We start from the raw sequence: 21,650 nt of genomic DNA, 5'->3' as shown, positions 1-21,650 counted from the left end.
GTCGTACACATCGGGTTGTTGGGCTGCCGTATGTGGCCAGGTTAGAGACGTGTCGGCCACGCTGTGTGGTGAATCACAAACTCAGCGTGGAGGTTGAAAAGGTGCGCTCGACCGAAGAGATCGTGGAGTCGCTGCGGAACGCCCTCGCGGGAGTCGGGGTCGTGCTGCCGTCGCTGGGCGTCGATCCGGTGACCGGCGCGAGTGACGAGCCGTTCGCCCTGGTCGATCTGGGGCGGTGCAACGTACGGACGGCCGAGCATCTCACCGACGTACTGCGCTCGCTGCCCGTGCGGGAGACGCTGCGGGCCCGCGTACGGCAGGTGAACCGGGAGCCGAAGTCACGGTGAAGTACTGGTGGCCGATGGGTGTACAACCATTCGTCCACCCCTGCCGTCGAACAGGCGTATCGCGCGTACACACCGGCGTACGCCCCACCGCACGCCGCCCCGGAAGACACGTCCTTTCCCAGAGAAAGTCTCTTCATGACGTTCCGTTGGCTGTGCGGTGTCCTGCGTGTGCGCGGGAAGACCGACCTTTTGCTTGTGTTTCTCTTCGCCGCCGGTTTCGCCGCCCTGCCCGTCTTCGCGCTGCTCCCGTCACTGTGGGGTTTCGTGGCCGCCTCGGCCGTGACGTACGTCGTGGACGAGGTGCTGCACACCCGCGCTCCCGCCTTCGTGCGGCGGCTGGCCGCGTTGCAGCTGACCCGGACGATGCGGTTCGCCGTGCGGACGGTGATGCTGCTCGCGCTGGCCGACCGGATGGACGCGTCCGACGCGGTGCTGGTGGCCGCGCTGGCCGTGTTCAGCGCCCACTTCACCGTGGTGATCCTCTATACGGCGGTGCATCACGCCATCCGGCGGCGGCGCACGCTGCCGGTCGTCGTGCGCAACCTCGACATGAGCGGGGCGGGCATCCCGCAGTCGCCGCCCGCTCTCCTCTACCGGCGTTTCCTGCGCAAGCTGCTGCACCTGGACCTGCCGGCCCATGCCGGGCTGCTCGCCGCGCTCGCGGCCGGGGCGTGGCAGCCCGCGGGCATCGGCTTCGCCCTCACCGCCGGGTTCGCGGTCGCGGCCGTGGTGGCGCTGCTCGGGCAGTTGCGCCGGGCCCGCCGGATGCCGTCGGGCGACGAGGTGATCGCCGAGCTCAACCGGCAACTCGCCGGGTACCGGCCGGAGGTGGCGCTGTACTTCAGTTTCGCGGCCGTGTCCCGGGACTTCATGTACCAGGTCAACATGTGGATCGAGACGCTGGAGCAGCTCGACCGGCGGCCGTTGATCATCCTGAGGGAGCGGGCGTCGTTCCGCTACCTCAGCCGTACGTCGATCCCTGTCGTGTGCATACCGAAGGCCGACGACGTGGCGCAGCTGGAGCTGCCCGAGCTGCGGGTCGTGCTCTACCCGGGCAACGCGGGCAAGAACGTGCACATGCTGCGCGTCGCCGAGTCCAAGCACGTCTTCATCGGGCACGGTGACAGCGACAAGCTCGCCAGCAGCAACCGGGTGAGCAAGGTGTACGACGAGATCTGGGTGGCCGGGCGGGCCGGGCGCGACCGCTACCAGCGGGTGCGGCACGCCATCAGCGACTCGGCGATCGTCGAGGTGGGCCGCCCGCAGCTGTCGTCGATCCGGCTGCACGCCGACCATGTGCCGGGGCCGCTGCCGACCGTGCTGTACGCGCCCACCTGGGAGGGCTGGAGCGACGACGACTGCCACACGTCCCTGATCCCGATGGGCGTGCCGCTGGTCGAGAAGCTGCTCGCCGAGAACGTCCGGGTCCTCTACAAGCCGCATCCCCTCACCGGCAAGCGCTCCCGTGAGGCGGCCGAGGCGGACCGGGCCATCCGGGAGCTGCTGCGTGCCGACAACGAGCGGCGTGGCGGCCAGGAAGCCGAGGCCGCGATCGCCACTGCTCGCCCGCGGCTCGCGGAGATCCAGGCGCGGCTCGGCGAACTGTCCGGGCGGCTCGGCGGCGACGACGCCCAGCAGACCCGCGAGGCCCGCCCGGCCGGTCTGGACGGGGAGGCCGAGTGGCACGAGCTGCGTGCCGAGTGGCACCGGCTCTTCCGGGAGAGCCGGGGTCCGGTCCTCCACCAGGTGATCGTCAAGCAACTGCCCACGCTGTACGAGTGCTTCGACCAAGCCGACATCCTGATCAGCGATGTGTCGTCCGTGGTCGCGGACTTCGTGGCGAGTCTCAAGCCGTACGTCCTGACCAACGCGAACGGCCTGTCCGACGACGCCTTCCGGGCCGCCTACACGACGGCCGGGGGCGCCTACCTCCTCGACCGGGACTGCACCCGTCTGCCGGAGATCCTCGACGCGGTCCGCGAGCCGGGGCACGACCCCATGGCGCCCGAGCGCCGGGTTCTGAAGGAGTACGTCCTGGGCCCGGACCGTCCCACCTCGATGGAGCGGTTCAACGCGGCGGTCAACGTCCTGGCCTGCAAGGCCGCGGCCGAGCAGGAGGAGCGGCACGCGGATGAGCAGGAGGTGGTCGTCCAGCTCACCGGCTGACCGGGGGACGGCGCGCGTTGTATATCGTGGCGGGCGCACTCGAACGGGCGACTGGCAGGGGGAACGCGGGACATGGGCGCGTCCGGGACGGTTGTGGCGGCCGGCGGCACGGGTGGGACGGACAGCTCGCGGCCGGGCCTGTCCGGCGGGCGCAAGGCGGTCGGTTCGGTGCTGTGGGCCGTGCTGGTGCCCGCCCTGCTGCTGCTCGGTTCCGCGATCGGGCAGTGGATGACCTGGCTCGGGGTGGTCGTCGTCCTGGCGGTCATCGCGGTCGCCGCCTGCGTCATCGGGGGCTCCTGGCACCGGGCGGGGGCGGCGACGCTCGTCTCCTTCGGCGGGTTCGCGCTGATGCTGTTCGCCGGACCCGCCGTGTACGAGGGGTACATGAGGACCGTCGGAGAGCCCGTCGACGCCGTGGTGACCCAGGTGGCCGACCGGGACCGGCGGCGCGGGCCGGACATGTTCTGCACGGTCCGGGAACTCGGCGGGGACCGCAGGACGTACGAGGTGTCGCAGCAGGAGAACTGCTTCGGGCAGGCCGGGCCCGGCGACCGCGTCGAGATCCGGAAGGACCCGCTCGGGCTGCTCGATCCCAGGCTGCCCGACGGCCCCGACCAGCGGAACACCACGGAGATCACCCTCGCGATCACCGCCGGACTGACGGTGCTCGTCGCCGGCGGCACCTTCTACGCCGGTCAGCGCCGCCGGGGCCGGTGAGTCAGCCGGCCGTCGCCAGGGCCGCCCGCAGATGCCCGTCGGACTCCTCCAGCAGGCGGGCCGCCGTCGGGCCGTCGACGTCGGCCAGGAGGGTCAGGATCGCGTTCTTCACCTCGCCGTCGGTGGCCGTCAGGGCGCGTTCGATGTCCTCGTCGGGGGCGCCGGTGGCGAGGGCGACGATGCGGTGGGAGCGGGCGCGGAGCTTGTCGTTCGACGCGCGGACATCGACCATCAGGTTTCCGTAGGTCTTGCCCAGCCGGATCATCGTGATCGTCGAGAGCATGTTGAGGACGAGCTTCTGCGCGGTGCCGGCCTTCAGACGGGTCGAGCCGGTGAGCAGTTCGGGGCCCACCACGATCTCGATGCCGTGGTCGGCGGCGGCCGCGAGCGGGCTGCCGGGGTTGCAGGCGAGCCCGATGGTGAGGGAGCGGCGGGCACGGGCGTGTTCGACCGCGCCGATGGCGTACGGGGTGCGGCCGGAGGCGGAGATGCCGACGACCGTGTCGCCGGGGGTGAGGGCGAGGGACTCCAGGTCCGCCCGGGCCAGTTCCCGGGAGTCCTCGGCGCCCTCCACCGAGGTGACCACGGCGTCCCGGCCGCCCGCGATCAGGCCGACGACCCGGGAAGGGTCGGTGTTGAACGTGGGCGGGCACTCGGAGGCGTCCAGGACACCCAGCCGGCCCGCCGTGCCCGCGCCCGCGTAGACCAGGCGGCCGCCCCGGGCCATCCGCTCCGCGACGGCGTCGATCGCGGCGGCGATCTGCGGCAGCCGGGCCGCGACCGCCCCCGCCACCGTCGCGTCCTCGCCGTTCATCAGCCGGGCGATGTCGAGGGTCGGCAGGGTGTCGATGTCCGCGAGTTCCGGCCGGAAGGCCTCGGTGGTCAGGGACTCCAACTCGGTCCTGACATCACGGGGGCGGGAGGTGGAGGTCATGGACGGCTCTTTCCGTGTCTTTCCGGTGCTGGGCGGGGCGGCGGCCTCAGGAACGATGCCGGTGGGCCAGCGCCTCGTACGAAGCCGACAGCGCCGGCGCCGCCTTCTCGTACGTCCGCTGCGCCACCCCCACGAACAGGCAGTCCACCACGAGAAGCTGACCGGTCCGGGACGACATCGCCGCCGGACGCAGCTCGCTCTCGCGTGCGGTGGACGTGGTGAGGACGTGGTCGGCGTACTGCGTGACCGGGCCGTTCGGGCGGCCGGTGATCGCCACCGTCGTGGCCCCACGCTCGAAGGCGGCCCGCAGCGGCTCGATGACGTCCCCCGTCGACCCGGAGTGCGTGATGGCGATCGCGACGTCGCCCGCGCGCAGTTGCACGGCGTTGGTGACGGCGAGGTGCGGGTCGCTGTGGGCGTGCGCCATCAGCCCTATGCGCAGCAGCTTCTGTGTGAGGTCCTGGGCGACCAGGCCGGACGCCCCGACGCCGTACACGTCGGTGCGGCGGGCCGTGGTCAGCGCGGTGACGGCCGCGCCCAGTTGGACGGTGTCGAGCCCGGCGGCGGTGTCGGCGAGGGTCTGCTGCTCGTCGTAGGCGAGCTTGGCGACCACGTCGGCGATCGGGTCGTCCACCGCGATGTCCGTCGTGATGGCCGGGGCGCGGCCCGACTGCTGCTGCGCGGCCAGGCCGGCGAGGGCCAGGCGCAGGTCCCGGTAGCCCGGATAGCCCAGCAGGCGGGCGGTGCGTACGACGGTCGCCTCGCTGGTGCCGGTGAGTTCGGCGAGGCCGGTGACCGTGAGGGCCGCGCAGCCGGCCGGGTCGCCCGCGACGGCCTCGGCGACGCGCTGCATGGAACGCGTCATCGACGGGCCCAGCGTGCGGACCTTGGCCGCGAGGGCGGCGGGGGCGGGCGGGGTGCAGCCCGCCCCCGAGGGCCCGCCGCGTTCGCCGGCGAAAATTTCCTTCACGTCTCGGGTCACGATTGAAAGATATTTTCGGCGCGGCGCCGGGGTCAAGAGTGCGCACAATGGGTGCATGGAACCCATCAGCCCCCTGGAGCAGGCGCTGCACGCCGCGCGCGCCCTTGTGCTGGCCGACCTCGTCGCGGGACGCGTCGCCGAGGCGGACGTCGTGTCCCTGGTCGAGGACTCCGTCACGCAGCGGCGATGGTGGGTCGAGCAGTGGCCCGAGGGCGCGCGGTACGTGGCCGGTCTGGTCGCGCAGGACGTCCAGGACGCCCTGCTGGAGCGGTACGGGCGCTGGCCGCTGTGCCCGGTGTGTGGCACCGGCGAGCCGCACGCCCTCGACGTCGAACCGGAGTTGGGGCCCGACCCGCACTGGGTGTGCAGCGAGGCGGGCGTGAAGGTCGCCGCGGTGGGATCGCTGAGCGAGGCCATCGGCGGGGCGTCCTCGTGAGGTCCGCGTGACGATCTACATCGACCCGCCGACCTGGCCCGGCCACGGCCGCCTGTGGTCCCACCTCGTCAGCGACCTCTCCTACGACGAACTGCACACCTTCGCCGCCCGCCTCGGCGTCCCCCGCCGGGCCTTCGAGCGTGACCACTACGACATCCCCGACCAGCGGTACGCCGACGCGGTGGCCGCCGGCGCCGTGGAGGTCAGCAGCCGCGAGGTGGTGCGGCTGCTGCACGGGGCGGGGCTGCGGCGGCCCAAGGGGCGCTATCCGTCGCGGGATTCGCGCAGCTCGTAGGTCAGGTGCTCGGCGTCCTCGGCGACCTGGGTGAACCCGGCCCGCGCGAGCACCTTCTGTGAGGGCACGTTGTCCCGCTCGACGTTCGCGACCACCGTCCGCACCTCGTCCCGGCCCAGCGCCCAGGACGACAGCGCGCGCAGTGCCTCGGTGGCGTAGCCGTGCCCTCGGGCCCCCTCGACCAGGTCGTAGCCGATCTCGACCCGCCCCGCCTCGTCCGGGACACCGTGGAAGCCCATGGCGCCGAGCGCCCGGCCGTCCTCGCGCCCGACCAGCACGTACATGCCCCATTCCGGCCGGTGGACCCCGTCCTCGTACTGCTTGTACACCAGTCCGGCGCCGACCCGGGTGCCCTCCATCGGGCCGCCCTCGATCCACTCGAAGCCGCCGTCGCCGACCGTGGACAGATCGGTGGCCACCGCAGGGGTGACGCCCTGCAGGGTGAGCCGCTCGGTCCCGATCACCAGATTGTTGCTCCAGCGCCACTCGGTCACCGGGGCGCGGCCGGCCGGTTCGGCGCGGCCGGTGGCCCACAGCAGGGTCGGCCACGGGGTGGGGCCCGGCTGGACGTGCGGGAAGATCCGGGTGAGCACGAAGTCGCACAGCTCCGGCGCCGGTTCGTACGACAGGCCCAGCCCCTCGGCCATGTCGTGCGTGTGCAGCAGCACCTCGGCCACACCCATCGCGGCGAACCCCTCACGGTTCGCGCTGCGGAACGGGTACGGATGGAAGGCCCGTACCTCACGCGGGGTGGTGCGGACGGCGGCGGCGAGCAGGGCGCCCATCGCGCCGATCACCCGCACCGCACCCGCGTTGTCGGTCCCCTCCTCCAGCGAGAGCTCGAACGGCGAGTACGCCTCCTGTTCCCGCCCCGCCAGCTGCCCCGCGTACGCGATGAGATCCTCGGCGATGTGCACCGCCGTCTGCCGGCAGTCCCACTCCAGCCGCCCGGCCCGCACCCCTTCCCAGTCCCGGTCGGCGACCGCCCCCAACAGGCCCACGCACTCGGCGACGGCCTGCTCCACCTGTTCCGCTCCCGTTGTCCACATGGTGGGCAGGCTACGAGGCGTCGTGGGGTGGGAGCGACAGCATTTCCAGCTCGGCGGTGAGGTTGTAGCGGGCAGTCGCCTCCCATTCCTTCGCGCCATGCGGCGTCCTGAACAACCTCGGCAGGTCCAGGAGTTGGCGCAGGATCGCGGCGCGGCCCTCGCGGAAGGCGTCGTTCGGGACGAAGTGGTACTCCTCGCGGACGGCCGTGGTGTACGCGGCGTACGCCGACGGGGGCGAGGCGAGGATCGCGAGGTCGGCGTCGCACAGGACCTGGCCGTCGGGGTCGTCGTCGGCGGGGTCGTGGGTGACGGTGAGGAGGACCAGGCGGGCCACTTCGGCGGTCTTCGCCTCGGGGAGACCGGCTTCGGCGAGGGCGCGCTCGGCCAGGCGCGCCGAGCGCTCCTCGTTCTCGGAGCGGTCGGGCAGGTAGACCGCGTCGTGGAACCACGCGGCCAGCCGGACCACGTCCGGGTCCCGCGCGAACCGCTCCAGTTCGTCGACCCGGTCGAGGACCGCCGTGAGGTGCGCGACCGTGTGGTAGCGGCGCTGGGGCTCCTGCCAGCGGCTGAGGAGACGGTCGGCGTACGGCGCCGGGTCCGGACCGGCGGCCGGGCCCCGGGCCGCCTCCAGGGCGCGGGCGAAGCGGATGCGCAGGGAGTCGAGATCGGCCATGGGGGCATTCTCCCGCTGAGCGGGCTCGGGGACCTAGCGTGGGGTCCATGACGACACCTGCTGACGTGCATGACGTACGGGACCCCGAGCAGCCCGGGCGGCTGCTCACTATCGAGCGTGACGCGCTGATCCCGCTGCTGCGGGCTCGGGCCGAGGAGGACTTCGCGCGGCCCGTCGCCGCGTGTCCGGGCTGGACGGTGCGGGACGTGCTGGCGCACTGCTCGGCCGCGCTGACCCGGGTGGCGGAGGGCAGGTTCGAGGAGGGCGTGTTCTCGCCCGAGTCCAACGACCGGGACATCGCGGAGCGGGCCGAGTGGAGCGACGCGCGGGTCGTCGACGAGCTGGAGCGGGGGATGGGCGCCGCCGGGCCCGTGATCGCCGGGGCCGGCGGGAAGCTGGACGGTCTCGCCCTGGGGGAGTGGGTGCACGCCGGGGACGTCCGCGAGGCCCTCGGGGAGCCCGGGGCGTACGGCGGGGCCGGGCTGCCGGACGCGCTCGCGCTGCTCGCCCGGATCACCCGCGAGCGGGGGCACGTGCCGGTGCACGCCGACCTCGACGACCTGGACGAGCCGCTGCGGCTGGGGGAGAGCGGCGGGGAGCGGCCCCCGGGCCGTTTCATCGGGGACGGGCCGACGCTCGTACGGCTGTACGCGGGGCGGCCGGTCGACGGGGTGCCGGCGTTCGAGCTGGCCGGGGTGGAGGCGAAGGAGCTGAACATCTACGGCTGAGGCAGGGCCCCGGGGGCTTCGGATTCCGCGGGAGTGGGCAGCGTAGTCTTTGATTGGACTAGACCTGTCACCGAACGCCGACGCCCGTCCGACGAAGGGGCCCCATGAGCAAGCGTGCAGTCCTGGAGGTGATCGCCCTCGGCGTCGAGGACGCGGTCGCCGCCCAGGCGGGAGGCGCGGACCGCCTCGAGCTGGTCAGCGACATGGCGGCCGACGGGCTCACGCCGTCGGCCGCCACCGTCGCCGGGATCCGCCGGGCGGTCGACATCTCGCTGCGGGTGATGCTGCGGCAGGCCGACGGGTTCGCGGCGGGGGATGTCGACCGGCTCGTGCGGGTGGCCGGTGAGCTGCGGGAGGCCGGGGCGGAGGAGTTCGTGCTGGGGTTCCTCGACGCCGGGGGTGCGGTGGATCTGGCGGCTGTGGAGCGGGTCGTCGGGGTGCTGGACGGTTGCCCCTGGACGTTCCATCGCGCGATCGACCGGGCCGCCGACCGGGACGCCCTGCGTAAGCAGTTGGACGGGGTGCCGGGGTTGGACACGTATCTGACGGCCGGGGCTTCGGGTGGGGTCGATGAGGGGCTGCCCTTGCTGCTCGCGGAGGCGGCCCGGCAGGGACAGCCGGGGTACGAGCAGCATCTCCTGGTGGGGGGCGGGCTCCGGCTCGACCACGTGCCGACGCTGCTGACGGCCGGGGTCGACGGCTTCCACATCGGCGGGGCGGCTCGGCCGGAGGGCTGGGAGGCACCGGTGTCGGCGGATGCCGTCGCACGGTGGCGGGCCGCCCTGGACGCCGTCTGAACGTCCCCGGCCAACACTCTGACGGGCGACGGCAGTTCGCCGTCCCGCGTTTCTCCAGGTCGCCTCTGTACGGGGAAGCAGGGGACGTGCCGGTGCGTTGTGCCGTTGCATGAGCCTGCGCTTCTCACTGATGGGTCCGGTACGAGCCTGGCGCGACGAGGAGGAGATCGAACTGGGGCCGCGCCAGCAGCGGGCGGTGCTGGCGGCGTTGCTGCTGAACAACGGCATCCGGCTGAGCAACGACCAGTTGGTCAGCATGGTCTGGGACCACCCGACGCCGAGCGCGGTGATGGCGTTGCGGACGTACGTGTACAAGATCCGCAAGACCCTTCCGGAGCTGAACCTGAAGTCCAGGGACGGGGGGTACACGGTCCGCGCGGAGATCGTCGACGATTGCCGCGGAGAGCCCTTGGAAGGCCTCCGGAGTGCCTACTTCGACGCGCAACGGGTGCGGCTCGGCGACTACCGGCTCAAGGCGCGGGAGGACTGCCTCGAACGTGAACTCGACGTGCTGGAGCTGCAGAAGCACGTCGCCGCCTTCCCGCTCAGGGAACGACCGCGCGCTCTCCTGATGCGCGCCCTCTACCTGGAGGGCAGGCAGGGCGAAGCACTTGACCACTTCCACCGGGCGCGCGCACTCCTCAACGAGGAACTCGGCCTCGAACCAGGGCCGGAGCTGCGCAAGGTCCACGCGCTGATCCTCAAGGGCGACCTCACCCCGCCGCGTAGACCGGAGCAGCTGCTGCCGGATCTGATCGACTTCACCGGCCGTGTCGAGGAGATCGCGCAGGCTCTCCGGACGTTGCCGGGCGCCGTGGGCATCACCGGTATGCGGGGCAGCGGCAAGACCGCGCTGGCCACCCGGATCGGCCACCTCGTCAGGGGCCGCTTCCCGGACGGGCAGATCTTCGTCAGGGGCGGGGACGTCGCCGGCGAGCTGTTGCGCGCGGTCGGCGTGGAGAACCCCGTCGGCGACAAAGCCGCACTGTGGCGGGAGACGGCGCGGGGCAGGCGTTTCCTTGTCGTGGTCGACGACGTGCAGGACGCGGCGGCCGTACGCGATCTCGCCACGCCCGGCTCGGCGATGATTCTCACGAGCGTCCACAGGTTGAACGAGCTGCCGGGGGTGACCTGGCTGAAGACCGCCGGGCTGGCCGAGAGGGAGGCACGGGATTTCTTCCGCAAGGTCCTCGGTCCGGTGCGCGCGGACGCCGAACCGGGGCAGGCCGAGGTGCTGCTGGAACGCCTCTCGCGCCTGCCGGGCCCGATCAGGGTGATGGGGGGCAAGCTCAGCTCGCGTCCTCATTGGACGACCGGGATGGTTCTGCTGCAAATGGAGCGGGAGAGCAAGCTCGACGGCGTGATCCCCTCCGACTGCGCTGCGATGTTCGCCCCGTTGATCGCGGCCGAGGAGCAGCTGAGCGATCCAGAACGGCACATGCTCATGTGCTTCGCGCGCCAGGACGCCGAGGTGATCGACAGCCACCATGCGGCGGAGATGTCCGGGGCCGACCCCGGTGAGATCGAGCTGGTGCTGGAGTCGCTCACGGGTGTGCACCTGATCGAGCCGCTCGTACTCGGCCGCTACCGGCTGCCGCACTTCGTGCGCCTCTACTTCGGCCGGCGCACAGCGGCCCTGACCACCTGATTCCTTTCGATGTCTGCGGGACCTGACCAGGCCGTATATCCGGAAATTATGCTCCGACGATCTGGCACCGCCACGATTGCAGACATGTCAACCAACGAACTGCAGGACAAGAAGGCACTCGTCACCGGCGCCACGTCGGGTATCGGCCGCGCGATCGCGGTCAAGCTCGCGGAGGCGGGTGCCACCGTCTACGTGACGGGGCGCAGGGCCGAGCTGGGCAAGGAGACCGTCGAGCTGATCGAGCAGGCGGGCGGGACGGGCCACTTCGTCGTCGCGGACGTCGCGAACATCGACGACGTCCGCAAGCTCGCCGAGGAGGTCGGCCAGGTGGACATCCTGGTGAACAACGCGGGCATCTTCCCGTTCTCGTCGACCCCTGAGCAGTCGCTCGACAGCTACGAGCAGGTGTTCGACATCAACGTTCGTGCGTCCTACTTCCTGACGGCCGCGCTCGCGCCGGCCATGGTGACCAAGAAGAAGGGTGCGATCGTCAACGTGTCGTCGGTCGCCGCCCAGATCGGCACCCCGGTCGGCTCCGTCTACAACGCCTCCAAGGCCGCGATGGACGCGCTGACCCGGTCGTGGGCCGTCGAGTTCGGCGCGGCGGGCGTTCGCGTCAACTCCGTGGCGCCGGGCCCGATCCGGACCGACATGGCCGTCGACACGGTGGGCGAGATGTTCGAGGCGTTCAGCCAGAGCACACCGCTCGCCCGTGCCGGCGAGCCTGAGGAGATCGCCGAAGCCGTGGTGTTCCTGGCCTCCGACAAGGCCAGCTACATCACCGGCGCGGTGCTCACCGCCGACGGCGGCTTGGTCGCGACCTGAGCGCGGGAGCGACTGCTTGGCGCTGATGGGCGACGCCCGCGGGCACCACCGCCGGTGATGCCCGTTGTGCAGGCCCGACGCTTCAGCGAGGGGTGGTTGACGCCAACTGCGGCGGCAGCCCGGCCGCGTGCGTGACGATCAGGCCCGACACAGCTCGCGTCAGCGCCACATACAGGCGGCGCAGGCCCGTGCGTTCGTCCGGTTCGCCGTCGACCACCGCCTGGGGTTCGTCCAGGACGACGTAGTCGTACTCCAGGCCCTTCGCCAGCGACGCCGGGACCAGGGTCAGGCGGGTGTCCACGGTCGTCTCCTCGCCGGGGCCGAGGTACGGGATCCCGGCCTGCTCGAGTGCCTCGGCCAGCTCCGGGACGCGGGTGTCCGCCGCGATCAGGCCAGTCGAGCCCTCGTGGCGCAGCAGCTCGCGGCACGCCTCGACCACGTCCTTCGGGCCGGAGACCGGCCGGACCTCGAACTGGCCCGGGTTCTCGCGGATGGAGACCACAGGCGTGAGGCCCGGGGCGATGTGCGGGAGCAGCCGGGAGGCGTAGGTGATGACGTCCGTCGGGACGCGGAAACCGGCCGTCAGCTCCTCCACCAGCGCGTCCGGCTTGCCCAGGTGGGTCAGCGCCTCCTGCCAGCCACGGGTCGCCCACGGCGTCGTGCCCTGCGCCAGGTCGCCGAGGACGGTCGCGCTGCCGGTCGTGCAGCGACGGCCGACCGCCCGGTACTGCATGGGGGAGAGGTCCTGCGCCTCGTCGAGGACGACATGCCCGAGGGAGTGCGTGCGCTGGATCAGGTCGGTGGCCTCGTCGATCAGGACGGCGTCCGCGGGCGACCACTTGGCCGACTTCACACTGCGCGCCGGCTTCGCCCAGAGGATCGCCTTCTGCTCGTCCTCGCCGAGGATCCCCTCGGCGTGCACGGCGAGGAACTCCGGGTCCGACAGCAGGCGGAGCACGAGTTTCGCTGGCTCGACCGCCGGCCAGACCGCCTTGACCGCCGCCTTGACCGCGCTGTTGCGGGCCACCGCGTCCTGCACACGGTCGTCCGGCGCCTCACCCGAGCGTTCCATCTGCACCAGCACGGCGTGCGCGATGCGCTGCGGCAGGGCCTCGCGGGCGGCGCCGTAGCGGATGTCGCGGTCGAGCAACTCGCGGACGAGCTCCTCCAGTTCGTACGCCGGGACCCGCCAGCGGCGGGAGCCGCGCACGACCACGACCGGCTCGATGGGCATCGTGACGTGCGCGTAGAGGGCCCGGCGCAGCACCCGCGCCAGCCGGGCGTCGCCCTTGACGACGGCGGCCGTCGCGTCGTCCGTGCCCTTGATCTCGACGTGTGCGACGAGGTCGTCGACGGTGGCCTGCTGGACGGTCAACTCACCCAGCGCGGGCAGGACTTGCTCGATGTAGTGCAGGAAGGACCGGTTCGGCCCGATGACCAGTGTGCCGGTACGGGCGAGGCGCTCGCGGTGGGCGTAGAGGAGGTAGGCGACCCGGTGCAGGCCGACGGCGGTCTTCCCGGTGCCCGGGCCGCCCTGCACGCACACCGTGCCGGACAGGCCGGACCGGACGATCTCGTCCTGCTCAGGCTGGATCGTCGCGACGATGTCCCGCATCGGGCCCACACGCGGCCGCTCGATCTCCTGCTGGAGCAGTTTGCTGGTCCGGGCCGCCTCGGCCGGGTCCGACAGGTGCTCGTCCTCGTACGCCGTGAGGTCGCCACCCGTGTAACCGAAGCGGCGGCGCAGCGCGACGTCCAGCGGGTCCTTCTTGGAGGCCCGGTAGAACGGCTGGGAGACGGGCGCGCGCCAGTCGATGACCATCGGGTCGCCGTCGTGGTCGTGCACATGTCGCCGCCCGATGTAGAAGCGCTCCCCCTGCGCCCCCTCGGCCTGTTCACTCCCCGGGGCGTGCAGGTAGTCGAGCCGGCCGAAGAACAGCGGGGTGTCGCTGAGGTCGGCCAGCGCCTTGATGCGCTCCTCGATCTGGTGGGCCAGCGCCTCGGCGTTGACCCAGTTCGCGGTGACGTCGCGGATGTCGAGGGCCTCGACATCCGCGCGCATGGCGCGCAGGGCGGAACGGGACGCGGAGAGATGGGAGCGCTCACGCGAGAGCGGGTCGTCGACGGGCGTGGACAAGGGGGTGCCTCCGGAGGGACCTGCTGAAGAGTGGGCGGTGAGATGCCGGCCGGTTTCCGTCCGGTCGGCGGCACTCCGCGAGGGAGGCGGGCAAGAGCGGAGATCTTAGAGGAGCGGGGGCGACGGCCGCCAACGGTTTTCTCCCCGCCCCGCCAACGGTTTTCTCCCCACCCCGTCTCTTCGTCCCCTAGGGGACGAGCCCCTCCTCCCTGAGGGGCAGGCATCGCCCCATGGGCGTACGCGGGCCGCCGGAAGGTTCGGTCCCGAGACCGACGCGGGCTTTATGGTCGAAATCGCACCATGGAGACATGAGCGCAGCAACCATCCACCCTGCCCCGGGACCGAGCCGCCCGCCCGGCGCCACCGCTGTGGCAGGCAGTCACCGCCACCGTCTCGGCGATGCCCTGCGCGCCGTCAAGGTCTTCGCGGGCGCCGCCTTCGACGTGATCGTCCTCGGTCAGTACGGAGAGGAAGTCGGCGTGGTCCGCCACAAGTGAGCGGACCGGCCCGGCACCGTCAGTTCTCCGCGAGCAGCTCGTCCGCGTCCATGATCCGGTACGCGTAGCCCTGCTCCGCCAGGAAGCGCTGGCGGTGGGCGGCGAAGTCCTGGTCGATGGTGTCCCGGGCGACCACGGAGTAGAAGTGCGCCTGGTGGCCGTCCGACTTGGGGCGCAAAACCCGGCCGAGGCGCTGGGCCTCCTCCTGCCGGGAGCCGAAGGTGCCCGAGACCTGGATCGCGACCGTCGCCTCCGGCAGGTCGATCGAGAAGTTCGCGACCTTGGACACGACGAGCACGCTGATCTCGCCTTCCCGGAAGGCGTCGAAGAGCTTCTCCCGCTGCGCGTTCGACGTCTCGCCCTTGATCACGGGCGCCCCGAGGTGCTCGCCCAGTTCGTCGAGCTGGTCGATGTACTGGCCGATGACGAGGATCTGCTGCCCGGCGAAGCGGCGGACGATCGCCTCCGTGACCTTCCGCTTGGTCGCGGTCGTCGCACAGAAGCGGTACTTCTCCTCCGTCTCGGCCGTGGCGTACGCGAGCCGCTCGGAGTCGGTCAGATTGACCCGGACCTCCACGCAGTCGGCGGGCGCGATGTAGCCCTGCGCCTCGATCTCCTTCCACGGCGCGTCGAACCGCTTGGGACCGATCAGGGAGAACACGTCCGACTCCCGGCCGTCCTCACGCACCAGGGTGGCGGTCAGGCCGAGCCGCCGCCGCGCCTGGAGGTCGGCGGTGAACTTGAAGACCGGCGCGGGCAGCAGGTGCACCTCGTCGTAGACGATCAGCCCCCAGTCCCGCGAGTCGAACAGCTCCAGGTGCGGGTAGACGCCCTTCCGCCGGGTCGTCAGCACCTGGTACGTGGCGATCGTGACGGGCCGGATCTCCTTCTTCGTGCCGCTGTACTCGCCGATCTCCTCCTCGGTGAGCGACGTCCGCTTCACCAGCTCGTGCTTCCACTGCCGGGCGGAGACCGTGTTCGTGACCAGGATCAGCGTCGTGGACTTGGCCTGTGCCATCGCCCCGGCGCCGACCAGCGTCTTTCCGGCGCCGCAGGGCAGGACGACGACGCCCGACCCGCCGTGCCAGAAGTTCTCCACGGCCTGCTTCTGGTACGGCCGCAGTGCCCAGCCGTCCTCGGCCAGCTCGATCTCGTGGGCCTCGCCGTCGACGTACCCGGCGAGGTCCTCGGCCGGCCAGCCCAGCTTGAGCAGCGTCTGCTTGATCTGCCCGCGCTCGGAGGGGTGCACGGCGACCGTGTCCGGGTCGATGCGGGTGCCGACCAGGGGCGCGACCCGCTTCGACCGCAGGATCTCCTCCAGCACCGGGCGGTCGGTGGTGGTCAGGACCAGCCCGTGCGCCGGGTGCTTGGACAGAGTGAGACGGCCGTAGCGGTCCATCGTCTCGGCGATGTCCACGAGCAGCGCGTGCGGCACCGGGTAGCGGCTGTACTGCACGAGCGCGTCCACGACCTGCTCGGCGTCATGGCCCGCCGCGCGGGCGTTCCACAGGCCCAGCGGGGTCAGGCGGTAGGTGTGGATGTGCTCCGGTGCCCGCTCCAGTTCCGCGAACGGGGCGATGGACCGGCGGCAGTCGTCGGCCTGCTCGTGGTCGACTTCCAGGAGCAGGGTCTTGTCGGACTGGACGATCAGCGGACCATTCACGCGCTGCACCCTTTCTGTGGCCGGAGGCTCGGACGGCTCGACAGTGCGACGCCTCGGCCAAACGTCCAGTGTGCCTGATCGACCGCGTCACGTGGTGTGATCTGCGCGTCCGGTCATACTGAATGCCTATTCATCCCAACGTGTGGTGTGAATTCAGTTTTTCCATCGCGGCCCCGAACAATGGCGAAGGTGCAGAACCCGACGACCACCACGCTCGGATACGCCCTGTTCGCCACCCGCTGGCTCCAGGCCCCGCTGTACTTCGGGCTGGTGGCCGCCCAGGGCGTCTACGTCTACAAGTTCTTCAAGGAGCTGTGGACCTTAATCCTGATGTGCGTGAGCGGGCACGCCACCGAGACGTACGTGATGCTCGCGGTGCTCAAGCTGGTCGACGTCGTCATGATCGCGAACCTGCTGATCATGGTGATCGTCGGCGGCTACGAGACGTTCGTCTCGCGCATCGGCCTCCAGGGCCACCGTGACCAGCCCGAATGGCTCTCGCACGTCAACTCCAACGTGCTGAAGGTCAAGCTCGCCACGGCGATCGTGGGCATCTCCTCCGTGCACCTGCTCCAGATGTTCGTGGACGTCCACCACACCTCCCAGCACGCCCTGCTGTGGGGGACGGTGATCCACATGGCGTTCATCGCCTCGGCGGCGATCCTCGCCTACATGTCGGGCCCGATGGTCGCCCACACGGACCGCGCACACGCCGACCGCTCACCGGCCGCACCCGCACCCGCACCCGCGCAGGCACAGGCACAGGCGCACCACCACGAAAGCCGGCCGCAGACGAAGCCGGAACCCGGGACGGCCCCGGCGGCCGCCGTCGTCGTGTCGCCGCGGCCCGACCCGGACACCGACGCCGAGGCCCGGATCCGTGCCGCCGGCTTTCCGGCGCGCAAGGTGCTGGAGGACTTCGACCAGCGGCACCCCCGGGACTTCGACCGGGAGACCGTGGCCCGGCTCGGGAAGGCGGACTTCGTCACCGCCCGGCACAACGTGGTCTTCGTCGGTCCGCCCGGCACCGGCAAGACCCATCTGGCCGTCGCCCTGGGCGTCCGCGCCTGCCAGGCCGGGCACCGGGTGCTGTTCGCGACCGCCGCCGAGTGGGCCGCCCGGCTCGCAGACGCCCGGGCCGCCGGCCGGCTCGCCGCGGAGCTGACCGCTCTCGACGATCACCCCCTCCTGATCGTCGACGAGGTCGGCTACACGCCCTTCGACGCGGCGACCGCGGGCCTGTTCTTCCAGCTCGTCGCGCACCGCTACGAACGGGCCTCGCTGATCGTGACCAGCGACCGCCCGCTCGGCCGCTGGGACGAGGTCTTCGGCCCGTCCGCCCCGGCGATGACGGACCGCCTCGCCCATCACGCCGAGATCGTGCGGCTGGACGGCGACAGCTACCGGACGCGCCGCGCTACTTCAGCGTGGGCAGACTGACGTTGTTGACCAGCGGGCCTTCGATGGAGACCCCCTCGGTGACCAGCGGCTCCACACCGGCGACCGGCAGGGGCAGCGGCAGCGCGGGGGCCGCGGCGGCGGAGGGCGCGAGCACCCCCACGAGCGCGACGGTACAGAGAGCGACGGCGGGCAGGTTCTCACGCATGAGGACGGCAGGGCCTTTCACGGCTGAGGGACGGGGGACACCGCACCGCGGGCCGGCCCGGGGACACCTGGGCCGGCCCTGGGAGTGCGCGGGAGCGGATCAGATCTGCGGTGTCTCGATGACGAGGCCGGCGATGTCGATGCCCACCGCGGAGGCGGGAGTGGCCAGCCCTCCGAACGTCATCAGGGCGGCGGCGGTCAGGACGGCGGCGACTCGACGGACAGCGCGCATGTGGGGACTTCCTTTCGGCGAAGCTCACAGGACACCCGGTGGCTGCCCTCGCGCGCACGACGTGATGCGGCACGCCCGGAAAGGTCGCCCGAGCGTGGGAATTGCCCGGCGTGGCGTGCATGAACGCCCGCCTGCACCCGAACGGGTGACACGGGCCGCGAGCGGCCGTCAGCCCGCGTCGTCGGCGAGCTCCGCGACCCCGGTGATCCGGTGCAGCGGGTACGTGCGGACCTCGTCCGCGGTGTGGTCGTACGCCGTGACGAAGCCGCCCTCGACGCGGACCGGGGCGATGACCCGCTGGCTGGCGGCCCCCTCGGCGTTGACGTAGCCGATCCACAGCGTCTCGCCGGTCAGGACGGCGGCCTGCATGGTGGCGAGGGTCTCGGCGGCACCGGTGCGGGGCAGCTCGCCGTTGACCGCGGGAACCGCACCAGGCTTGCGCGGGGTGGTGGAGGCGAGGTCGCCGGCCCGGATGGCGCGCAGCGCGGCCGCGAGGAGGGTGTCGTCGGGGACCGGCGGGCCGTCCGGGACCGGCTCGGGCGCGGTGCGGGGCGGGGTGCGGTGGGCCAGGGCGCGGGTGATCAGCACATCGCCCTCGGCCGACTCGGCGGCCGGCGCGAACCCCATCGCCCGCAAGCCCTCCAGCAGCCCCGACGGGTCGGCCTGCGCGGCCAGCACGGTAGGGGCCAGTCGGCGCAGCCCGAGCCCCGCGGCCCGCTTGTCGGCGAGGATCTCGCTGAGCACCGCGTCGTCGTCGCAGCGCACGTACGCCGAGGCCGCGCCGACGCGCAGATGGCCGTGCCGGCGGGCCACGTCGTCGATCAGGTACGCGAGCGGCTGCGGCACCGGCGTACGGGAGTGTGCGGCAAGGAAGGCGTGCAGGTCGGAGGCGGCCTGCCCGGCGTCCAGCGCGCGGCGCACCGAGCCGGGCGTGAACCGGTAGACGGTGGCCCCGCCCTTGGACTCGACGTCCGCCAGCACACCCAGCACGTCCGCGAGCGGCCGCCGCAGGGGTCCGGGCGCCACCGCCGTCAGGTCGGCCTGGAGCAGCACGTGGTCCAGCGGCTCGGGCAGCAGCGGCGCGAGCAGCCGGGCCGCGGCGGCGGAGGCGACGGCCTGTTCGGCGGCGGAGAGGGGAGCGAGCGGGGCGGGGCGGTGATGGTGGTGGTGGACGGGCAGCTTGTCGCCCGGACCGGAGGGCTCCGCTTCCGGGCCCGGCGCGCCGGCCGCGGGCGCGCCCAGCAGCGCCCGGCCCTGGGCCGACAGCGCGCCCCGGCCCGTGACGCCCAGCAGCTCCGCCTCGGACAGGGCCCACTCGGCGAGCCGGCCGCGCAGATCGTCCTCGCGCCGGTCACCGCGCAGGGGCCGCTCCCAGCGCAGCCTGGCCAGCACCGACGCGGCTGCCGGCGCGGCGCCCTCCGGCAGCCCGGCCAGCAGAGTCAGCACCCGGTGTCGTACCTCGGGCGCCGCCGAGCGGTCCAGGCCCGGCCCGAGCGCGGACAACGTACGCTCCTTCGCGTCGCGCCCGCCCACAAGACCGGCCGTCCGGGTCGCCGCGAGCCATGCCGTGACCAGCCGCGACCAGCGCTCGGCGGCGGGCAGCTCCCGCCACTCGTCGTACGCCGGGGTCGCCGCGTACCGCTCGTCGGCCTCGCCGTCCGAGGCGATCAGGCCCGCCGCGTACGCCAGTTCCACCCAGAACGCGGCCACCGGCTCCGATACGTCGAGCGCGACCGCGGTCCGCTTCAGATCCCGCATGCTCAGCCCACCGGCCCGCAGCACCGCCGGCCCGCCCTCGTCCCAGTCCTTCAGCAGCTCCTCGACGGTCGCGAGTGCGGTGTACGCCTGCCCGGCGGCGGTGCTGTCCACAACCTGTGGACGGTGAACGGCGGCCGCCTCCACGACCGGCGGCACGGGCTCGGGCGTCCGGTGCGCCAGCCCCCGCCGCAGATGCAGGGCGACCTCGCGCGGCAGGACGACCGTCCCGGGCGCCGTCGGCAGCAGCAGCCCCCGGTCCAGCAGCCAGCGCAGCCGGGGCGCAGGATCGGCGGTGACCTGCCCGTACGGTGGCCCCCACACCAGGCGTTCCAGCACCTCGAGGGAGTCGGCCGGGGCGCCGGCGAGCAGCGCGGCCATCCGGGCCCGGTCCGTGAACAGCCCGGCCAGGGCGCTCACCGCGGAGACCGAGTCGTGCGTCGAGGCCAGCCCGGCGGCCGTGACGATCTCCTGGATCCGACCCGGGGACATCCCGGCGGTGGCCTCCTGCACCGACGGGCCGAGCCCCGTCGGCGATGGGTGCTGCGGCGAGGGGGCCAGCAGCTCACGCGCCGTGCGGACCAGCCGCAGCCGGTCGTCGTCGCCCCACACCAGGGCCTGTTCGCGCAGGACGTCCAGGGCGTGCGGCAGGGCCGCGACGACGGCCGGGTCGGCGTCGTCCCCGGCCATGAGCCCGAGCAGTTCGCCGTACGACGCCGGGTCCGCCGCCACGGCCAGCGCCTCCGCCGTCTGCAGCGCGAACCGGTCCAGCCGCTCCAGGGCCCGCACGACCGAGGCACGGGTACCGGCGCGGGTCGCGAGCTGGGTGAGGTCGGTGGGGACGGGCGTGATGAGATCCGGGCGGCTGCGCAGGAGCGCGCCCAGCGCGGCATCGCCCCGCGCGCGGAGCGCTTCCGCGAGGGAGCGGGGGGCCGGGGGCCTGTCCTCGGTGCTCATCCGGTCCACGGTAGCGGGTCGCCCGCGGCGGCCGGGCCGACTGTGAGCGGCCTCGCCCCTCGAACGCGGGACGGGCTTTTGGCCGCCCCGCAGGTCCTCGCGGTACCGTCGTCCGACGGCGTCACGCAACGCACCCGCCCCGGAGGGGACTTCGTGGGGATTGAGAGCGACCAGGTCGTTTACGAGTATCTGAGCCGCGTCGGCGACGTGGCCCAGCAGCGGCAGTTGTCGTCGGCCACCCGTATGCGCCTGGTCGCGGACCTGCGCAACGAGATCGACAAGCGGCGCGCGAAGGCCACCGTCGACTCGCCCGCCGCCGTCCGCCGCATCCTGTCCAGGCTGGGCAGCCCCGACGACGTCGTGACCGCGGCGGCGGGCGGCACGACCGGTGAGCCGTTCAGCGCCGCCCCCGCCTCCGTGCCCGTACAGCGCGAGGCCGAGCCGGAGCAGCGGGCCAAGAGCGTCATGCGGCGCGTCGTACCGCGTCCCCGCCCCGCGCGGCCCGCCGAGGAGCCGCACCCCGCGCCCTCCGACGGTGCGGCCCCGCCGCATCTGGCCGCCGGGCACGAGCTCGGCGACACCTCGGTTCAGCCGGACTGGTGGCGGGTGGACAGCAGCCCCTTCGGCGTGGGCGACGAGGTGCCGGGCTTCGTGGGCGGCGTGGAGCTGCCGGACCTCCTGAAGCCCCCGGCGCAGCGGAAGGCGGAGACGCCGGCGGCCGAGGAGACGGCCCCGGTCGTCGAGGTGGCCGAGGTGGCCGAGGTGGCCGAGGTGGCCGAGGTGGCCGGGAAGCGTAGCCGCCGCCGTCTCCCGCGCCTGACCGCCGCGAACTGGAGCAACCCGCTCCTCCTGATCGCCGCCGCACTCCTCGTCGCCGGTGCCGTGCTCGGCAACTGGTTCGTCCTCCTGCTGGGCTGGCTCATCGCCTACGCCTCCCGCCGCCTGACCCAGGCCGAGACGAAGTGGGCCGTCGTGATCCTGCCGAGTCTCTCCGTGGCGGGGGGCCTGGTGTGGCTGTGGGGCCGGATGAACGGCCGCTGGGGCGCCCCGATCGCCGAGGGCCACATGAACGCCGCGGTGGCGGAGACCTGGCCGTGGGTGGTCAGGGGCGCGGCGGTGGCGTCGGCGCTGTTCCTGGTGTGGCGTTCACAGCGCTCGCGCTAGGGCGTGCCGGGCGTCGGCAGGCAGGCGGGACTTCGCGGGCACC

General features: G+C 72.5%; 21 protein-coding genes. 12 read left to right on the top strand and 9 right to left on the bottom strand.

Translation table 11 applies throughout. The annotated features are described in order from the left end of the window. The first annotated feature begins 101 nt into the window (after positions 1–101). The 3 genes from CEB94_RS18190 to CEB94_RS18180 all read left to right on the top strand — a co-directional run bounded on the left by CEB94_RS18190 (position 102) and on the right by CEB94_RS18180 (position 3,230). Positions 102–347 (top strand): hypothetical protein, encoded by a 246-nt coding sequence (locus CEB94_RS18190; RefSeq protein WP_175433246.1) that lies wholly within the window; start codon positions 102–104, stop codon positions 345–347. Positions 348–482: 135 nt separating this feature from the next. Next, positions 483–2,513, top strand: a complete 2,031-nt coding sequence (locus CEB94_RS18185; RefSeq protein WP_175433245.1) for a hypothetical protein — start codon at positions 483–485, stop codon at positions 2,511–2,513. Between the two features lie 72 nt (positions 2,514–2,585). Beyond that, on the top strand, positions 2,586–3,230 hold the full coding sequence (locus tag CEB94_RS18180) for a hypothetical protein (protein WP_175433244.1): 645 nt from the start codon (positions 2,586–2,588) through the stop codon (positions 3,228–3,230). 1 nt (position 3,231) lies between these two features. Here CEB94_RS18180 and murQ read toward each other — a convergent pair whose 3' ends face one another. Both murQ and CEB94_RS18170 read right to left on the bottom strand, forming a co-directional pair. After that, a complete protein-coding gene (murQ, locus tag CEB94_RS18175; RefSeq protein ID WP_175433243.1) occupies positions 3,232–4,164 on the bottom strand; it encodes an N-acetylmuramic acid 6-phosphate etherase in 933 nt (310 codons plus the stop codon). A gap of 46 nt (positions 4,165–4,210) precedes the next feature. Further along, entirely contained in the window at positions 4,211–5,146 is a 936-nt protein-coding gene (locus CEB94_RS18170; RefSeq protein ID WP_175433242.1) for a MurR/RpiR family transcriptional regulator, read from the bottom strand. A gap of 55 nt (positions 5,147–5,201) precedes the next feature. Here CEB94_RS18170 and CEB94_RS18165 point away from each other — a divergent pair, with 55 nt between their 5' ends. Both CEB94_RS18165 and CEB94_RS18160 read left to right on the top strand, forming a co-directional pair. Continuing rightward, complete coding sequence (locus tag CEB94_RS18165) at positions 5,202–5,582, top strand: hypothetical protein (protein ID WP_175433241.1); 381 nt, start codon at positions 5,202–5,204, stop codon at positions 5,580–5,582. A gap of 7 nt (positions 5,583–5,589) precedes the next feature. Then, the gene (locus CEB94_RS18160) at positions 5,590–5,877 is read left to right on the top strand and encodes a DUF4031 domain-containing protein (protein ID WP_175433240.1); all 288 of its coding nucleotides are present in this window, start codon (positions 5,590–5,592) and stop codon (positions 5,875–5,877) included. Here CEB94_RS18160 and CEB94_RS18155 read toward each other — a convergent pair. Further along, complete coding sequence (locus tag CEB94_RS18155; protein ID WP_175437052.1) at positions 5,847–6,902, bottom strand: GNAT family N-acetyltransferase; 1,056 nt, start codon at positions 6,900–6,902, stop codon at positions 5,847–5,849. The genes CEB94_RS18160 and CEB94_RS18155 overlap by 31 nt on opposite strands. A 34-nt stretch (positions 6,903–6,936) precedes the next feature. Continuing rightward, entirely contained in the window at positions 6,937–7,599 is a 663-nt protein-coding gene (locus CEB94_RS18150; RefSeq protein ID WP_175433239.1) for an HD domain-containing protein, read from the bottom strand. 47 nt (positions 7,600–7,646) lie between these two features. Between CEB94_RS18150 and CEB94_RS18145 the strand changes: the two genes are divergently transcribed. From CEB94_RS18145 to CEB94_RS18130, 4 genes are all read left to right on the top strand, one after another. Continuing rightward, positions 7,647–8,327 (top strand): maleylpyruvate isomerase family mycothiol-dependent enzyme, encoded by a 681-nt coding sequence (locus CEB94_RS18145; RefSeq protein WP_175433238.1) that lies wholly within the window; start codon positions 7,647–7,649, stop codon positions 8,325–8,327. Positions 8,328–8,431: 104 nt separating this feature from the next. Beyond that, positions 8,432–9,124 (top strand): copper homeostasis protein CutC, encoded by a 693-nt coding sequence (locus tag CEB94_RS18140; protein WP_175433237.1) that lies wholly within the window; start codon positions 8,432–8,434, stop codon positions 9,122–9,124. A gap of 130 nt (positions 9,125–9,254) precedes the next feature. Continuing rightward, entirely contained in the window at positions 9,255–10,772 is a 1,518-nt protein-coding gene (locus tag CEB94_RS18135) for an AfsR/SARP family transcriptional regulator (RefSeq protein WP_175433236.1), read from the top strand. 84 nt (positions 10,773–10,856) lie between these two features. Next, the gene (locus CEB94_RS18130; protein WP_175433235.1) at positions 10,857–11,597 is read left to right on the top strand and encodes an SDR family NAD(P)-dependent oxidoreductase; all 741 of its coding nucleotides are present in this window, start codon (positions 10,857–10,859) and stop codon (positions 11,595–11,597) included. 82 nt (positions 11,598–11,679) lie between these two features. Here CEB94_RS18130 and CEB94_RS18125 read toward each other — a convergent pair whose 3' ends face one another. Beyond that, positions 11,680–13,734, bottom strand: a complete 2,055-nt coding sequence (locus CEB94_RS18125; protein ID WP_175433234.1) for a HelD family protein — start codon at positions 13,732–13,734, stop codon at positions 11,680–11,682. Between the two features lie 308 nt (positions 13,735–14,042). Between CEB94_RS18125 and CEB94_RS18120 the strand changes: the two genes are divergently transcribed. Beyond that, the gene (locus CEB94_RS18120) at positions 14,043–14,231 is read left to right on the top strand and encodes a hypothetical protein (RefSeq protein WP_175433233.1); all 189 of its coding nucleotides are present in this window, start codon (positions 14,043–14,045) and stop codon (positions 14,229–14,231) included. 19 nt (positions 14,232–14,250) lie between these two features. Here the strand turns inward: CEB94_RS18120 and CEB94_RS18115 are convergent, their stop codons facing one another. After that, positions 14,251–15,894, bottom strand: coding sequence for a DNA repair helicase XPB (locus CEB94_RS18115; protein ID WP_175433232.1), 1,644 nt, complete (start codon positions 15,892–15,894; stop codon positions 14,251–14,253). A 180-nt stretch (positions 15,895–16,074) separates the two neighbouring features. On the opposite strand from CEB94_RS18115, the gene istB reads away from it, so the two are divergent. After that, the gene (gene istB, locus CEB94_RS18110; RefSeq protein ID WP_175433231.1) at positions 16,075–17,334 is read left to right on the top strand and encodes an IS21-like element helper ATPase IstB; all 1,260 of its coding nucleotides are present in this window, start codon (positions 16,075–16,077) and stop codon (positions 17,332–17,334) included. On the opposite strand, the gene CEB94_RS18105 is transcribed toward istB, so the two are convergent. The 3 genes from CEB94_RS18105 to CEB94_RS18100 form a co-directional block, all read right to left on the bottom strand. Beyond that, the gene (locus CEB94_RS18105) at positions 17,312–17,500 is read right to left on the bottom strand and encodes a hypothetical protein (protein WP_175433230.1); all 189 of its coding nucleotides are present in this window, start codon (positions 17,498–17,500) and stop codon (positions 17,312–17,314) included. The two genes, istB and CEB94_RS18105, sit on opposite strands and share 23 nt — an antisense overlap. A gap of 99 nt (positions 17,501–17,599) precedes the next feature. Further along, on the bottom strand, positions 17,600–17,731 hold the full coding sequence (locus CEB94_RS41725; RefSeq protein WP_281292507.1) for a hypothetical protein: 132 nt from the start codon (positions 17,729–17,731) through the stop codon (positions 17,600–17,602). Between the two features lie 168 nt (positions 17,732–17,899). Then, positions 17,900–20,443: a helicase C-terminal domain-containing protein gene (locus CEB94_RS18100; RefSeq protein ID WP_175433229.1), complete on the bottom strand. Its 2,544-nt coding sequence runs from the start codon at positions 20,441–20,443 to the stop codon at positions 17,900–17,902. A gap of 153 nt (positions 20,444–20,596) precedes the next feature. On the opposite strand from CEB94_RS18100, the gene CEB94_RS18095 reads away from it, so the two are divergent. Further along, on the top strand, positions 20,597–21,607 hold the full coding sequence (locus tag CEB94_RS18095) for a hypothetical protein (RefSeq protein ID WP_175433228.1): 1,011 nt from the start codon (positions 20,597–20,599) through the stop codon (positions 21,605–21,607). The last annotated feature ends 43 nt before the right edge of the window (positions 21,608–21,650 follow it).

Origin of the sequence: Streptomyces hawaiiensis, from assembly GCF_004803895.1 — a bacterium.
Classification (GTDB): Bacteria; Actinomycetota; Actinomycetes; order Streptomycetales; family Streptomycetaceae; genus Streptomyces; species Streptomyces hawaiiensis.
Note: the sequence above shows the minus strand (reverse complement) of the source record. Positions and strands in the feature narration are given on the sequence as shown.

What these genes read in the sequence shown, in the direction of transcription:
- CEB94_RS18185 (WP_175433245.1), top strand. Translation starts at nt 483, where the DNA reads ATGACGTTCCGTTGGCTGTGCGGTGTCCTGCGTGTGCGCGGGAAGACC.
- CEB94_RS18180 (WP_175433244.1), top strand. Translation starts at nt 2,586, where the DNA reads ATGGGCGCGTCCGGGACGGTTGTGGCGGCCGGCGGCACGGGTGGGACG.
- murQ (WP_175433243.1), bottom strand. Translation starts at nt 4,164, where the DNA reads ATGACCTCCACCTCCCGCCCCCGTGATGTCAGGACCGAGTTGGAGTCC.
- CEB94_RS18165 (WP_175433241.1), top strand. Translation starts at nt 5,202, where the DNA reads ATGGAACCCATCAGCCCCCTGGAGCAGGCGCTGCACGCCGCGCGCGCC.
- CEB94_RS18150 (WP_175433239.1), bottom strand. Translation starts at nt 7,599, where the DNA reads ATGGCCGATCTCGACTCCCTGCGCATCCGCTTCGCCCGCGCCCTGGAG.
- CEB94_RS18145 (WP_175433238.1), top strand. Translation starts at nt 7,647, where the DNA reads ATGACGACACCTGCTGACGTGCATGACGTACGGGACCCCGAGCAGCCC.
- CEB94_RS18140 (WP_175433237.1), top strand. Translation starts at nt 8,432, where the DNA reads ATGAGCAAGCGTGCAGTCCTGGAGGTGATCGCCCTCGGCGTCGAGGAC.
- CEB94_RS18135 (WP_175433236.1), top strand. Translation starts at nt 9,255, where the DNA reads ATGGGTCCGGTACGAGCCTGGCGCGACGAGGAGGAGATCGAACTGGGG.
- CEB94_RS18130 (WP_175433235.1), top strand. Translation starts at nt 10,857, where the DNA reads ATGTCAACCAACGAACTGCAGGACAAGAAGGCACTCGTCACCGGCGCC.
- CEB94_RS18120 (WP_175433233.1), top strand. Translation starts at nt 14,043, where the DNA reads ATGAGCGCAGCAACCATCCACCCTGCCCCGGGACCGAGCCGCCCGCCC.
- istB (WP_175433231.1), top strand. Translation starts at nt 16,075, where the DNA reads ATGGCGAAGGTGCAGAACCCGACGACCACCACGCTCGGATACGCCCTG.
- CEB94_RS18105 (WP_175433230.1), bottom strand. Translation starts at nt 17,500, where the DNA reads ATGCGTGAGAACCTGCCCGCCGTCGCTCTCTGTACCGTCGCGCTCGTG.
- CEB94_RS41725 (WP_281292507.1), bottom strand. Translation starts at nt 17,731, where the DNA reads ATGCGCGCTGTCCGTCGAGTCGCCGCCGTCCTGACCGCCGCCGCCCTG.
- CEB94_RS18100 (WP_175433229.1), bottom strand. Translation starts at nt 20,443, where the DNA reads ATGAGCACCGAGGACAGGCCCCCGGCCCCCCGCTCCCTCGCGGAAGCG.